Source organism: Phenylobacterium sp. (assembly GCF_035276905.1).
Classification (GTDB): Bacteria; Pseudomonadota; Alphaproteobacteria; order Caulobacterales; family Caulobacteraceae; genus Phenylobacterium.
The window spans coordinates 1-13,636 of the sequence record NZ_DATELG010000105.1 but is presented as its reverse complement, the minus strand read 5'-3'; the positions used below and the strand labels follow the sequence as shown (position 1 = coordinate 13,636).

Below are 13,636 nucleotides of genomic sequence, written 5' to 3'. Positions count from 1 at the left end.
GCGGCCGGCAGATCGCGCTGACCCTTTCCGACGCCTTCGTGGTCGAGCGGCATCGCGCGGCGCTCCTGGAATTCATCGAGACCCAGGTGGACATCGTCTTCGCCAACGAGGCGGAGCTCGGCGCGCTCTTCGAGACCAGCGATTTCGACAAGGCGCTGGCGGCGCTGACCTCGCGCCCGCTGATCGCGGCGGTCACCCGCAGCGAGAAGGGCTCGGTGGTCGCCCAGTCAGGCGAGCGCCACGCCGTGGAGGCCTTCCCGGTGGAGAAAGTCGTGGACACGACCGGCGCCGGCGACCAATACGCGGCGGGTTTCCTGCACGCCCTGGCCCAGGGCCGCCCGCTGCCGTACTGCGGCCGGCTGGGGTCGCTGGCCGCGGCGGAGGTGATCTCGCACTACGGCCCGCGCCCCCAGGTTTCGCTCAAGGACCTCGCGGCCGCAAAAGGGTTTTGACGATGAGCCGCCAGGCGGAGGTGATCCGCAACACCAAGGAGACGCAGATCCGCGTGCGCGTGGATCTGGACGGGACCGGCGAGTCCAAGATCTCGACCGGCATCGGCTTCTACGACCACATGCTGGAGAGCTTCGCCCGGCACGGCGGGATCGACGTCGAGATCGAGACCAAGGGCGACCTGCACATCGACATGCATCACACCGTCGAGGACACCGGCATCGTGCTCGGCCAGGCGATCGCCAAGGCGCTCGACGGCTTCAAGGGCGTCCGCCGCTTCGGCCACGCCTACATCCCGATGGACGAGACGCTGACGCGCTGCGCCCTGGACCTCTCCAACCGCCCCTACCTGATCTGGCGGGTCGACTTCGCGCGCCCGAAGGTCGGTGAGATGGACACCGAGCTCTTCAAGGAGTTCCACCACGCCTTCGCCATGAACCTCGGCGCCTGCGTGCACCTGGAGACCCTCTACGGCGAGAACTCGCACCACATCGCCGAGAGCGGCTTCAAGGCGCTGGCGCGGGCGCTGCGCCAGGCGGTGGAGCTGGATCCGAAGACGCAAGGCCAGGCGCCATCGACGAAGGGCGTGCTCTAGCTCCGATGCAGGACGTTGCTCTGATCAACTACGGCTCGGGCAACCTTCGTTCGGCCGAGAAGGCGCTGGTGAAGGCGGCCGACGGGCGCGCCCGCATCCTCGTCACCGACGATCCGGCGGTGGTGGCCCGCGCCGACCGCGTGGTGCTGCCGGGCGTCGGCGCGTTCGCCGCCTGCATGGCTGCGCTGCAGGCCCGCCCGGGCCTGGTGGAGGGCATGACGGAGGCGGTCCGCAGGAGGGGCTCGCCCTTCCTCGGCGTCTGTGTCGGCATGCAGCTGCTCGCGTCCCGCGGCCTGGAGTTCGGCGAGACCGCCGGCCTCGACTGGATCGAGGGCGAGGTGCGCAGGCTCGAGCCGAACGATCCGGCGGCCAAGGTGCCGCACATGGGCTGGAACACGCTCACCGGCGTCTCCGACCTGCCGGTGCTGGCCGGGCTGAAGGACGGCCGGGCGGTTTACTTCACGCATTCGTTCGCCATCTATCCGAAGGACGAACGCGACGTGGCGGCCTTCGTCGACCACGGCGGCCGCTTCCCCGCGGCTGTGGCCCGCGGCAACGTCGCCGGCGTGCAATTCCACCCCGAGAAGTCGCAAGACGCCGGGCTTTCCCTATTGGCGCGCTTCCTGGAGTGGCGACCGTGATCCTTTATCCCGCCATCGACCTCAAGAACGGCCAGTGCGTCCGCGTCATCCGCGGCGACCTGGACCAGGCGACGGTCTTCAATTCCGATCCCGCCGCCCAGGCGCGCGCCTGGGCCGACGCCGGCTTCCACTGGATCCACGTGGTCGACCTGAACGGCGCCGTCGAAGGCAAGGCCGCCAATGCGCCGGCGGTCGAGGCGATCCTGGGCGCCGTCTCGGTGCCGGTGCAGCTCGGCGGCGGCATCCGCAGCCTGGCGGACATCGAGCGCTGGATCGAGGCCGGCGTCAGCCGGGTGATCCTGGGCACGGTCGCCGTGCGCGAGCCCGAGGTCGTGCGCGAGGCCGCGCGCCTGTGGCCCGAGCAGATCGCCGTCAGCGTCGACGTGCGCGCCGGCAAGGTGGCGGTGCAGGGCTGGACCGAGGATAGCGACCTCGACGCCATCACCGTGGCCAAGCGCTTCGAGGACGTGGGCGTGGGCGCCCTGATCATCACCGACATCGACCGTGACGGCACGACCATGGGCTTCAACGTCGACGCCTTCGGCGCGATCGCCGATGCGGTGGCGATCCCGGTGATCGCCGCCGGGGGCCTGGCGACGGTGCAGGACATCATCAACCTGAAGGCCCGTAAGGGCACGCCGATCGCCGGCGCGGTGCTCGGCCGGGCGCTCTACAACGGCGACATCGCTCCCACCGAAGCCCTGAAGGTCGCCGCCTGATGCTCAAGGCCCGAGATGCTTAAGGTCAGGGTCATTCCCTGCCTGGACGTGAAGGACGGCCGGGTCGTCAAAGGCGTCCAGTTCGTCTCGCTGCGCGACGCCGGCGATCCGGTGGAGCAGGCGCGCGCCTATGACGCCGCCGGCGCCGACGAGCTGATGTTCCTCGACATCACCGCCAGCCACGAGAACCGCGGCACCATCCTCGACGTGGTCGCCCGCACCGCCGAGGTCTGTTTCATGCCGCTGTCGGTCGGCGGTGGCATCCGCTCGGTGGAGGACGCCCGCCGGCTGCTGCTGGCCGGGGCGGACAAGATCTCGATCAACACCGCCGCGGTCGAGAACCGCGAGCTGATCAGCGCCTGCGCCGACGCCTTCGGCAGCCAGGCGACGGTGGTGGCGATCGACGCCAAGCGGACGGAAGACGGCGGCTGGCGGGTCTTCACCTACGGCGGGCGCAAGGACACCGGGCTGAACGTCGTCGACTACGCGGTGGACGTCGTCGGGCGCGGGGCGGGCGAGATCCTGCTCACCTCCATGGACCGCGACGGGGCCAAGAGCGGCTACGACCTGGAGCTCCTGAAGGCGGTCTCCTCGGCCGTGGGCGTGCCGGTGATCGCCTCGGGCGGGGCGGGAAGCGCCCGGCACATGGTCGATGCGGTGACGCAGGGTCGGGCCGACGCCGTGCTCGCCGCATCCATCTTCCACTTCGGCGAGGTCACGATCTCGGAGGTCAAGCAGGCGATGGCCGGCGCCGGCCTGCCCGTGCGCCTCACGGACCGCGCCGCATGAGCCGGTTCGCCGACGTGCTCGGCCGCCTGGCGGCGACCATCGAGGCGCGCAAGGGCGCCGATCCGTCCGGCTCCTACACCGCCCAGCTGCTCGCCGATCCGGCGCGCGCGGCCAAGAAGCTCGGCGAGGAGGCGGTGGAGACCGTCATCGCCGCGGCGCAGGGAGACAAGGCCGCGATCGCCGCGGAAAGCGCCGACCTGATCTACCACTGGCTGGTGGCGCTGGCGGCCGCGGGCGTGTCGCTCGACGAGGTGGCGGCGAAGCTGGAAGCGCGCGAGGGAACCTCGGGCCTTGCCGAAAAGGCCGCCCGCAAGCCCTGATCCGGCGCAAATTGGCCGACCATCACGAGCTTCGGAAGCGGCCTACTCCTCTTCCTGGAACCGATCCGCCACCAGCTCGGCCAGGGCGTCGACGGCCTTGGCGGCTTCCGGGCCCTCGGCCTCGATGTCGATGCAGCAGCCGGGACCGGCGGCCAGCATCATCAGGCCCATGATCGAGCGGGCGTCGACCACGGCGCCGTCGCGGCTGACGCGCACCTCGGCGTCGAACTCGGTGGCCAGCTTGACGAACTTCGCCGAGGCGCGGGCGTGCAGCCCGCGCTTGTTGACGATCTCGACGGTGCGGGTGGCGGCTTCGCTCACTTTTCCCCGGCCAGGACGTAGGAGGCGACGGAGATGTACTTGCGGCCCGCCTCCTGGGCGCAGGCGACCGCGTCCTCGAGATTCTGGCGGGTGCGTACGCTGGCCAGCTTGATCAGCATCGGCAAGTTCAGGCCGGCGATCACCTCGGCCTTGGTCTGCTCCATCACGGAGATGGCGAGGTTGGAGGGGGTGCCGCCGAACATGTCGGTCAGCAGGATCACGCCGGCGCCGGAATTCACCCGGTTGCAGGCGGCCAGGATGTCCTGGCGGCGCTTCTCCATGTCGTCCTCGGGGCCGATGCAGATCGCCTCGACGGCGGACTGGGGGCCGACCACGTGCTCCATGGCGAGAACGAATTCCTCGGCGAGTCGACCGTGGGTCACGATCACAAGCCCGATCATGCCTGTTCTCTCAAGGGGTTCCCCGACCGCCGCACGCATCGCGCCTCGCGAGCCGAGCTACATACGCCTCTGGTTGGCGACGTAAAGAGCGCTGAGCGCGCGACCCAGTTTCGCAGGCGTCGAGGCCTCATCATAGGCCAGAACGCACAGCGGCAGCCGAAGGCCCAGGCGATCGACCGTTTCCGGCTCGGGCAGGCGCTCCGGCGCGCCGGGGGCGGCCACCATCGCGACCTCGCAAAGGTCGAGCGCGGGCTCGCCCATGACGTCCACGCCGCGCACCTCGATCAGGCCGTGCAGCGCCCCGGGCGCGCGCCCGAACAGCCGGCCCTCGCAGGTCCAGAGGATCACCCGGTCGTCCGCCACCAGCCGGAAGCCGTGGTCCAGCGCCCGCAGCGCCAGGTCGCTCTTGCCCGCGCCCGACGGGCCCTCGATCAGGACGCCGCGCCAGCGCCCGCCGATGCGCCGCGCGATCAGGCCGGCGTGGGCGATCACAGCTTGGCCTCCGGCAGGGTCAGCAGGAACATCGCTCCATGCACCACGCCCTCGTCGTCGACGCGGTTGCGGGCGATCAGGGCGCCGCCGTGCGCCTCGGCGATCTGCCGGGCGATCGACAGGCCCAGGCCCGAGTTGCCGCCGAACGCCTGGCCCTTCGGCCGCGAGGTGTAGAACCGCTGGAAGATGGTCTCCAGGTTGTCCGGCGGGATGCCGGGCCCGTTGTCGCTGACGCTGACCACCAGGGTGTCGCGCACCTTCGCCAGCGCCACCAGCACCTCGGACCCCGGCGGGCTGAACGAGCGGGCGTTGTCGATCAGGTTGCGAAAGATCTGACCGAGCGGCCCCTCGCGTCCGCGCACCTTCATCGGCAGCGGCGGGGCCGGGCGCTGCAGGCGCACGGTGGGCTCGCCGGGCCGGGCGCGGGCCTCGTAGGTGCCGACGATGTCGCCGACCAGCCGCTCCAGGTCGATCACCTTCGGCTGGTCGCGCGACAGCTCGGCGTCGAGCCGCGAGGCGTTGGAGATGTCGGTGACCAGCCGGTCCAGGCGCTGGACGTCGTTCTTCAGGATGCCCAGCAGGCGCGTGCGCGCGGCCGGGTCGCTGACCAGGTCGAGGGTCTCCACCGCCGAGCGCAAAGAGGTCAGCGGGTTGCGGATCTCGTGGGCGACGTCGGCGGCGAAACTATCGATGGCGTCCATCCGCTCCGACAGCGAGTGCGTCATCGCCTCCAGCGACCGCGTCAGGTCGCCCAGCTCGTCGTCGCGCCGGGCGAGGTCGGGCAGCGAGATCGCCCGCGCGCCCGCCAGGCGCACCCGGTCGGCGGCCCGCGCCAGCCTCAGCACCGGCTGGGCGATCAGGCTGTTCAGCAGCAGCGAGGAGATCAGCATCACGGTGACGGCGATCAGGATGAAGGGGATCAGCGCCATCCGCTCGCGGGCGATGATCTCGTCGACGTCGCTCGCCTCCAGCGTCAGCACGCCGAGGACCATGCGCACGTTCTGGATCGGGATCGAGACCGAGACCACCCGCTGGCCGTTTTCCCCCCGGCGCATCTCCGCCACGTGCCGTCCGGCGAGGGCGGAGGCGACCTCGTTCCGCAGCGCCTGGCGGCCCTCGGGCGTCGTTGGCTTCTGCACGGGCAGGCGGAAGTCGAAGCGGAAGCGGTCTTTCGACCCGCGGCTATGGGCGGGCGGCAGCTGGCGCCATTCCACCCGGTCGGCGACCTGCTCGGAGTCGGCGATCAGCTCGCCGTGCGCGTCGAACAGCCGCGCCCGCTGCGCCTTCGGGTTGGCGAGCAGCTGCAGGAGGCGGCTGGCGTAGTCCGGGTCGAGCGCGGGCGTCGGCTCGCCGACCGTGGCGGTCTGGTCGATGATGGTGACCAGAAGCTCGGCCTGGGTGGTCAGGCTGTCGATCCGCGCATTGACCAGGCCCCGGCGCAGTTCGTTGAGTACGAGCGCGCCGGTGATCAGGATCGTCAGGCCCAGCAGATTGAGCGCGATGATCAGTCGGCCGAGCCGGGAGCCCGGCAGCCAGCGGGAGCGGTAGGAGCGCCGCCTCCGCTCAGGTTTCGCGGTACCGGTAGCCGACGCCATACAGGGTTTCGATCGCGTCAAACTCCGGATCCACGTCACGGAACTTCTTGCGCATGCGCTTGATGTGGCTGTCGATGGTCCGGTCGTCGACATAGACCTGATCGTCGTAGGCCGCGTCCATCAGGTTGTCGCGGCTTTTCACGAAACCGGGACGCTGGGCCAGCGACTGCAGCAGCAGGAACTCGGTCACGGTCAGCTTCACCGGCCGGCCGTCCCACAGGCAGTCGTGACGCGCCGGGTCGAGCGTCAGCTTGCCGCGCTTGATCGCCCGCGCGCCTTCCGCCGGCGCCGCTGGACTGGCCGGCGCCTCCTCGACGTCGACGCCGGCGCGCCGCAGCACCGCCTTCACCCGTTCGATCAGCAGGCGCTGGCTGAACGGCTTGTGGATGTAGTCGTCGGCGCCGAGGTTGAAGCCGAGGATCTCGTCGATCTCCTCGTCCTTCGAGGTCAGGATGATGACCGGCAGGTCGGAGGTTCGGCGCAGGCGGCGCAGCACCTCCATGCCGTCCATGCGCGGCATCTTCACGTCGAGGATGGCGAGGTCGGGGGGTTCGTTCTCCAGCGCCGCCAGGCCGGCCGCGCCGTCGTAGTAGGCCTTGACCGTGTGGCCATGGCTTTCCAGCGCCAGGCTGACCGACGCGACGATGTTCTCGTCGTCGTCCACCAGGGTAATCTTGGCCATCTTAGGTTTGTCGTCTCCTGTGGCGTTCGGCGAAGCTAGTCGTCCGAAGGTGTGGCCTCAATGGGGCGGGATTCCCCCAGGATCAACTCCCCCTTAAGCCTAATGGCGCCAAGGTCCCGCCTGGGGGAGCATAGATGGTTGGCGCGCGGGTACATTACGAGGTCTTCGGCCGCAGGAAACCCGGATCCGGCTGGGTGCTGGAGATGGCCACCGAAGACCGCACGGCCGCGATCCGCATGGCCGAGAACCTCATCGCCGAGGACGGCTTCGCCGCGGCGAAGGTCGCCAAGGAGACCCTCGACGAGGAGACGCGCGAGTTCGCCTCGCTCGAGATCCTCAAGCTCGGCGACTGGGAGACCGCCAAGAAGAAGGAGCCGAAGAAGGAGTTCGAGCCCCTCTGCGTGCAGCCCAAGGACCTCTACACCCTCCACGCGCGCGAGCGCATCGGCCGGCTCCTCGAAGACTGGCTGGAGCGCAAGCGGGCGACCCCCTTCGAGCTGCTGCACCGGCCCGACCTGGTCGAGGCTTTGGAGGCCTCCGGCGGCGACCTGCAGCACGCCGTCCAGAAGATTTCCGTGCCCGAGGCGGCCGACCGCGGCTTCTCCGTCCATGAGCTGATCCGCACCTACAACGGCCTCATCGAGCGCACGATCGAGCGGCTGATGAAGGACTGGCGCCGCGGGGCGCTGATCGACCTCAAGCGCGAGAGCTTCGCCGCCGCCGCCGAACGGGCGCTGAAGGATCCCGACCCCTGCTACCTGCTCGGCTCCGGCGTCGCCGGCGCCATCGCCTCGTCCCGGACCTGGAGCGAGAAGGTCGGTCGCCTGCTCGACCTGGCCGGCGCCGCGCCGGCGTCGGGCCCCGCAAGGACGCTGGCGATGTCGGTGCTGGAGCAGCCGCTGGCCGAGATCCTGGGCGTCAAGCCCGGCCTGGAGGACCTGATCGGCCGAGGTCTGGACCTGGGCGGGGAACTGGCCGCCTTGACCCGGCTGGCCGTCGGCGGCGCGGTCGAGCTCCTGGTCAAGCACGACCCCAGGCTCGCCAAGGTCATGCCGGTCCTGAGCGGCGAGGCCGAGCGACTTGGCGGCTGGCTGTCGGAGGACGCCTTCGAGGAGGTCCGCACCGGTCTGGGCAAGCGCATTCTGCGCGAGCTGAACGGCCCGCGGCGCCTTCGCCCCCACGACGCGGTCGCCGAGATCGACATGCTGCGCGGTCTGGCCATGTCGCTGACCGCCGGCGCCGGGCGGCTGCTGCCGCTGGAGGACGTGCAGGCGGCCTTCTCCACACGATCGAAAATGCTGGTCACGGGCGACTTCGTCGACGCCTACCTCGGCAAGGGGCGCACCGCCTGCGAAGAGGCCCAGGCTTTGCTCGTGCTCGGCGAGAACGTCATCGGCGCCGCTAACAAGCGCCAGGCCAGCCGGTGGATCGCCGGCGTCGTCGGGGGGCTCAAGTTCGAGACCGAGATGCGCAGCGGCGAGGAAACCCCGGCCGCGCGTCTGGGCAAGCTCGCGGCGCTGCAGCGCCAGGTGGGCCGCTGCGGCCTGGCGCCGGAAGACTCAGCGACCATCCAGGGCCGGCTCGGGGAGCTGGGCGGCATGGTCGAGGGCGAGGCCAAGCTTTCCGCCTCGATCGCGCGCGCCAAGGCGCCGCCGCTGCACCGGCTGACAGTGCTGCTGCGGCTGGCCGCGGGGGAGTCCGCTCCGCTCGGCCCAGCCGCCGACCGCGCGCGCAGCGAGGCCCTGAAATTGGTCCGCCTGCCGGAGACCCGCAGCGCGCTCACCGAGGCGCCGGACCAGGTCGAGACCGTGCGGACGCTGCTGCAGCAGGCTGGCCTGGCCGCCTAAGGCCGAGCTCGTTCCAAGACCATTAAAGACGCAAAACCGTGGCGCCGGCGCCTCGCCGGCGGGCGCCTGGGCGCCTTTAACCATCGGCGCCTTCAATTTGCCTGATCCATGCTGCCCCGGTTGCGCTGAAGCAAGGCGCCATTCTAAGCAGCGCGTACAAAATTCGGTGAAGGTGACAGCGGTCCATGTCGGTCGAGGAAGAGCGGTTGGGCGCGCCCATGCGGCTGAGCCTGGCGGGTGAGTTTCGCACGGCCTTCGCCGCTCCGAAGACGCGGCGGCGACGCCGCGCGTCGCCGGTCCCGACCACCCCCGCCGAGCGGCCGGCCGCGGCGCCGAAGTCCAGCGCCGGCGGTCGGGCGCCCTATCCCGCCATGCGCTCCATGCCGCCGCCCGCGACCATGCCGATGCCGCAGCAGGATCTCCGCGCGGCGCCGGTGCTGCGCGACGCCGGGCCCGCCCAGGACGCCGGTCTCAAGCGCAACCGCATCCTCCTGCTCCTCGGCGCCCTCGTCTTCGCCCTGCTCGACGGGGCGGGCCTGTTCACGGTGCTGACCCGCGACGGGGTGCTGACCGCCTGGGAGGGCGTGGCCATCCTGCTGTCGAGCCTGCTGGGCGGCTGGCTGGCGTTCGGCTTTATCGGCGCGACCGCGGGCTTTCTGGCCACGCTCGCCGCACCGAAGCGGCGCGCGCTCGCGCCTGCTCCTTCCGGGAGCCGCACGGCGGTGCTGCTGCCGGTCTATAACGAGGATCCCGGCCTGGTGCTCGCGGCCATCCAGGCGATGGCGGAGGAGGTCCGCGACGCGGGCCTGGCGCCGGCTTGCGACTTCTTCATCCTCAGCGACACGCGGCACGAGGACGTCGCCCGCGCCGAGGCCAGCGGCGTGCTGCGCGTCCGCGCGCGGCTCGGCGGCGGGCCGCAGATCTTCTACCGCCGCCGGGCCGAGAACATCGACCGCAAGGCCGGCAACATCGGCGAGTGGGTCGAGAACCACGGCGCCGACTACGACTACATGGTGGTGCTGGACGCCGACAGCCTGATGAGCGGCCAGGCTCTCGCCGAGCTGATCGCCCGGATGGACGCCGATCCGAAGCTGGGCCTGCTGCAGACCGTCCCGTCGATCGTCAATGCGGTGACGCCGTTCGCGCGCCTGCAGCAGTTCGCCAACCGGCTCTACGGCCCGGTTTTCGCCCGCGGGCAGGAGTGGTGGTCCGGCTCGGAAGGCAACTACTGGGGCCACAACGCCATCATCCGTGTCGACGCCTTCGCCCGCTGCGCCAAGCTTCCGCACCTCAGCGGACCCAGGCCGTTCGGCGGCCACATCATGAGCCACGACTTCGTGGAGGCGGCGCTGCTGCGCCGCGGCGGCTGGGCCGTGCGCACCATCACCAGCCTGCCGGGCAGCTATGAGGAGAGCCCGCCGACCCTGCTCGACACCGCCGCGCGCGACCGCCGCTGGTGCCAGGGCAACCTGCAGCACGTGCGCGTGCTGGCGGGGGCGGGGCTGCACTGGGTCAGCCGCATGCACCTGCTGTGCGGCATCCTGGCCTATGTCACCCCGCTGCTCTGGCTGGTGCTGCTGGTCAACGGCGCCATGGTCTGGCCCGAGCAGCACCTGCGCGCCGGCTCGAGCGCCTCCAACTGCGTCGTCGCCCTGTTCGCCCTGTCGCTGGGCCTGCTGGCCGCGCCCAAGGCCATGGCCCTGCTGCTGGCCCTGCGCGACCCCGAGCTGCGCCGCGGCTTTGGCGGCGCCTCGCGGCTGGTGCTGGGGGTGGCCGCCGAGACCATCGGCTCGATCCTGATGACGCCGGTGATGATGGTCATGCAGAGCGCCGCGGTGGTCGAGGTGCTGATCGGCCGCGACAGCGGCTGGTCGGCCCAGCACCGTCAGGGGGTGGAGCTCAGCCGCAAGGACGCCTGGCGCGCCCACGGCGGCCACGTGCTCTTGGGCGCGATCGGCGCGGTCGGGGCCTTCTTCCTGTCGAAGAACTTCCTGATCTGGACCAGCCCGGTGTTCCTCAGCCTGATGCTCTCGGCGCTGCTGTCGGTGAAGACCTCGCGGCCCCGTTCGGCGGACTCCGCCGCGCGGCTGTTCCAGATCCCCGAGGACGTCGAGCCGCCGCGGGTGCTGACGCGGGCCCGGGAGCTGCGCGAGGCCTACGCCGCCGAGGCCCCGGCCCGGCGGACGATCGACAGCCTGTTCCGGCAATCGGCGGCGGTCTACGACCTCGGCCGCAACGTCATCCTCCCGCGCTTCCCTCCCCTTTATGGCGAGGGACGGCTCGCCAAGGGCGAGCAGGGTGGGGACGTGTGGATCAAGCTGAGAGCTTAGTTCTTGCGCCCGCACTTCCCCATCCCTGACCGCTTCGCGGTCGTCCCCTCCCAAGGGGAGGGAAGGGCTATGCTGCGGCCACCTGGTAGATCCAGGTCTCGGTCAGCGCGCTCTCGCCCTTGCGCAGATAGGCCCGCAGGTCGGTGACGCCGGGGGCGATGTCGATGTCGAACATCAGTCGCCAGCCCGTCTGGCCGACCACCGGATAGGCGGCGGCGGCGACCGCCGCGCCGCGGCTGGCGCTGACCACCGGCTCGGCGTCGCCGCGCTCCAGGCCGGCCAGGGTCGCGCCCGCGAAGTCGACGACGAACTTGCGCCGGCCCGCCTGGACCGGCTCCCCGGGCCGCCCGCCCTGGCCGAAACGGGTGGCGGTGACGCGGGCGACGCCGGGGGCTGCGGGCTCCTGGTCGCTCCAGTGGAGGCGGTAATCCACGTCCAGGCGGGTTCCCCGGCCGACCGTCCGGGCGGGCGTCCAAAAGGCGACGATGTTGTCCTCGGTCTCGCGCTTCGTCGGGATCTCGACCAGCTGCACCGAGCCGGCGCCCCAGTCGCCCAGCGGCTCGACCCAGGCGCTCGGCCGCTTCTCGTAAAACACCCCGTCGTCCTGGTAGTCGGCGAAATTGCGGTCGCGCTGCATCAGGCCGTATCCGCGCGGGCGCCTGTCGAGAAAGGTGCTGGTGGTCACCCGCGGCGGGTTGTGCAGCGGCCGCCAGATGCGCTCGCCCGCGCCGGTCCAGATCGCCAGGCCGTCGCTGTCGTGGATCTGTGGCCGCCAGTCGTCGGCCGGCGTCCGCTCGCTCTGGCCGTACCAGTACATGCTGGTGAGCGGGGCGAGGCCCAGCCGCGCGACGGCCTTTCGAAAGTTCAGCTGGGCGGTGATCCGCTGCTTCAGGCCGCCGGGGCCGCGCTCATGACCGATGCGATAGGCGCCCGCGACGCTGGGCCCGTCCAGCAGGGCGTAGACGATCGGCCCGCCGGCCGGCGGATGCTCGATCCAGAAGCTGGTGAAGACCGGAAACTCCTCGGGCGAGGCCGTGGCGGTGTCGATCGCCAGCCCGCGCGCGGAGAGGCCGTACTGGTTGAAGGGGTCGGCGGAGCGCCAGTAGCTGGCGCGCAGCCAGGCCGCCCAGTCGGTCCGGTCGTCCGCGTTCATCAGCCGAAAGCCGCCGAACCCGGCCTGGTCGCCGAGGCGGCGCACCGGCGAATCGGCCGGCATGTCGAACAGGCTGGCGGCGTGCAGCACCGGCCGCGCCTGGCCGCCCGACACCACGTGAATCGCCACCGGCGCCGACGACCCCGAGGCCAGCGGGAACAGGCGCACCCCGTCCGCGCCGCGCCAGAGCGTGGCCTGCGGCTTGTAGGTCACCCGGCCGAAGGCGTCGTAGTCGATCGCCCGCAGCAGTTCCGCCGCCGGCGCCGGCGCCGGCCGGTGGGGCTGGGCCGCCAGGCTCCTGGCGCGCGCCTTCAGCTCCTCGAACGAGAAGGGCTGCGCCGGCCCGAGCGGCGCCTCGCCGGGCCAGGCCGCGCCCGCCGCCCATGAGCCCGTCGCAGGGGCCAGTGCGGCGAGGATGGCGGACAGGGTCCAGCGGCGATCGACGTCCAAGGGCGGGCTCCACGGCGAAGACAGGGGATCTTCGCCTGTCGTAACGCTTGTGTCGCTCTCAGGGCATTGCGGCGATTTTAGTGACCGATCGCGGCCTTCAGCGCCTCGACCACGCGAGAAACGTCGCCGTCGGCCATCCCCGGGTAGAGCGGCAGCGACAGGCAGCGGGCGTACCAGGCCTCCGCGCCGGGCAGGGCCAGCGGGCCGTAGCGCGCGGCGTAATAGGGCTGGCGGTGCACCGGGATGTAGTGGACCTGGCTGCCGACGCCGCGGGCGCGCAGGGCCTCGACCACGGCCGCACGGTCGCGGCCCGCCGCCGCGAAGTCGATCAGCACGCTCATCAGGTGCGGGACCGGCCGGCTCCAGGGCGGCGAGACCGCGGGCCGGACCAGCGGTGAGAGCTCCGCCAGCGCCTGCCCATAAGACTCCGCCAGCTGGCGCCGGCGCGCGGCGAAACGGTCGAGCTTGGCGAGCTGCGACAGGCCCAGCGCGCAGAGCACGTCGGGCAGGCGATAGTTGAAGCCGATCTCCGGCATCTCGTACCACCAGGCCGGGCCCGAGCCCTGTCCCTCTGGCGTCCGCACCATGCCGTGGCTGCGCAGCGTCCGCAGGCGTTCGGCGAGGCGGTCGTCGTTGGTCGTCACCATGCCGCCCTCGGCGGTGGCGATGGTCTTCACCGGGTGGAAGGAGAAGGTGGTCATGGCCGAGCGGCGGCCATCGCCGACGATCTCTGGGCCCTCGCCGAAGTCCATCGCCGTGCCTAGCGCGTGGGCGGCGTCCTCGACCAGCACCGCGCCGGCCTCGCTGGCCAGGCGCGCCAGCGCCGGAAGCTCGGCCGCGTCCCCGCGCAT

15 protein-coding genes are annotated in these 13,636 nt (G+C 71.3%); 8 read left to right on the top strand and 7 right to left on the bottom strand.

Going from position 1 to position 13,636, the window contains the following annotated elements; translation table 11 throughout:
* The 6 genes from VJS38_RS04590 to VJS38_RS04565 form a co-directional block, all read left to right on the top strand.
* The coding region (locus VJS38_RS04590; RefSeq protein WP_324086972.1) for an adenosine kinase at positions 1 to 452 on the top strand (452 nt) is incomplete at its 5' end.
* 2 nt (positions 453 to 454) lie between these two features.
* Positions 455 to 1,045 carry an imidazoleglycerol-phosphate dehydratase HisB gene (gene hisB, locus VJS38_RS04585; protein ID WP_324086971.1) on the top strand — a complete coding sequence of 197 codons (591 nt, stop codon included), beginning with the start codon at positions 455 to 457 and terminating at the stop codon, positions 1,043 to 1,045.
* A 5-nt stretch (positions 1,046 to 1,050) separates the two neighbouring features.
* On the top strand, positions 1,051 to 1,686 hold the full coding sequence (hisH, locus tag VJS38_RS04580) for an imidazole glycerol phosphate synthase subunit HisH (protein ID WP_324086970.1): 636 nt from the start codon (positions 1,051 to 1,053) through the stop codon (positions 1,684 to 1,686).
* The gene (gene hisA / locus VJS38_RS04575; RefSeq protein ID WP_324086969.1) at positions 1,683 to 2,405 is read left to right on the top strand and encodes a 1-(5-phosphoribosyl)-5-[(5-phosphoribosylamino)methylideneamino]imidazole-4-carboxamide isomerase; all 723 of its coding nucleotides are present in this window, start codon (positions 1,683 to 1,685) and stop codon (positions 2,403 to 2,405) included. The genes hisH and hisA overlap by 4 nt, the downstream gene beginning before the upstream one ends.
* A gap of 15 nt (positions 2,406 to 2,420) precedes the next feature.
* The gene (hisF, locus tag VJS38_RS04570; RefSeq protein WP_324086968.1) at positions 2,421 to 3,194 is read left to right on the top strand and encodes an imidazole glycerol phosphate synthase subunit HisF; all 774 of its coding nucleotides are present in this window, start codon (positions 2,421 to 2,423) and stop codon (positions 3,192 to 3,194) included.
* On the top strand, positions 3,191 to 3,514 hold the full coding sequence (locus VJS38_RS04565) for a phosphoribosyl-ATP diphosphatase (protein WP_324086967.1): 324 nt from the start codon (positions 3,191 to 3,193) through the stop codon (positions 3,512 to 3,514). Before hisF ends, VJS38_RS04565 begins: the two co-directional genes overlap by 4 nt.
* A gap of 42 nt (positions 3,515 to 3,556) precedes the next feature.
* Here the strand turns inward: VJS38_RS04565 and VJS38_RS04560 are convergent, their stop codons facing one another.
* From VJS38_RS04560 to VJS38_RS04540, 5 genes are read right to left on the bottom strand one after another with little or no spacing between them, the layout of a single operon-like run.
* On the bottom strand, positions 3,557 to 3,835 hold the full coding sequence (locus VJS38_RS04560) for an HPr family phosphocarrier protein (RefSeq protein ID WP_324086966.1): 279 nt from the start codon (positions 3,833 to 3,835) through the stop codon (positions 3,557 to 3,559).
* Positions 3,832 to 4,236 (bottom strand): PTS sugar transporter subunit IIA, encoded by a 405-nt coding sequence (locus tag VJS38_RS04555; RefSeq protein ID WP_324086965.1) that lies wholly within the window; start codon positions 4,234 to 4,236, stop codon positions 3,832 to 3,834. The genes VJS38_RS04560 and VJS38_RS04555 overlap by 4 nt, the downstream gene beginning before the upstream one ends.
* Before the next feature lie 57 nt (positions 4,237 to 4,293).
* Positions 4,294 to 4,728, bottom strand: a complete 435-nt coding sequence (locus VJS38_RS04550) for an HPr kinase/phosphorylase (RefSeq protein WP_324086964.1) — start codon at positions 4,726 to 4,728, stop codon at positions 4,294 to 4,296.
* Complete coding sequence (locus VJS38_RS04545; protein ID WP_324086963.1) at positions 4,725 to 6,323, bottom strand: stimulus-sensing domain-containing protein; 1,599 nt, start codon at positions 6,321 to 6,323, stop codon at positions 4,725 to 4,727. Before VJS38_RS04545 ends, VJS38_RS04550 begins: the two co-directional genes overlap by 4 nt.
* A complete protein-coding gene (locus VJS38_RS04540) occupies positions 6,292 to 7,005 on the bottom strand; it encodes a response regulator transcription factor (protein ID WP_324086962.1) in 714 nt (237 codons plus the stop codon). The genes VJS38_RS04545 and VJS38_RS04540 overlap by 32 nt, the downstream gene beginning before the upstream one ends.
* Before the next feature lie 134 nt (positions 7,006 to 7,139).
* Here VJS38_RS04540 and VJS38_RS04535 point away from each other — a divergent pair, with 134 nt between their 5' ends.
* Both VJS38_RS04535 and mdoH read left to right on the top strand, forming a co-directional pair.
* Complete coding sequence (locus VJS38_RS04535; RefSeq protein WP_324086961.1) at positions 7,140 to 8,852, top strand: hypothetical protein; 1,713 nt, start codon at positions 7,140 to 7,142, stop codon at positions 8,850 to 8,852.
* Between the two features lie 185 nt (positions 8,853 to 9,037).
* Positions 9,038 to 11,182, top strand: a complete 2,145-nt coding sequence (mdoH, locus tag VJS38_RS04530; RefSeq protein ID WP_324086960.1) for a glucans biosynthesis glucosyltransferase MdoH — start codon at positions 9,038 to 9,040, stop codon at positions 11,180 to 11,182.
* Between the two features lie 67 nt (positions 11,183 to 11,249).
* Here mdoH and VJS38_RS04525 read toward each other — a convergent pair whose 3' ends face one another.
* Both VJS38_RS04525 and VJS38_RS04520 read right to left on the bottom strand, forming a co-directional pair.
* The gene (locus VJS38_RS04525) at positions 11,250 to 12,785 is read right to left on the bottom strand and encodes a glucan biosynthesis protein D (protein ID WP_324086959.1); all 1,536 of its coding nucleotides are present in this window, start codon (positions 12,783 to 12,785) and stop codon (positions 11,250 to 11,252) included.
* Positions 12,786 to 12,862: 77 nt separating this feature from the next.
* Positions 12,863 to 13,636 (bottom strand): DegT/DnrJ/EryC1/StrS family aminotransferase (locus tag VJS38_RS04520; RefSeq protein WP_324086958.1); only part of this gene is annotated, 774 nt, incomplete at its 5' end.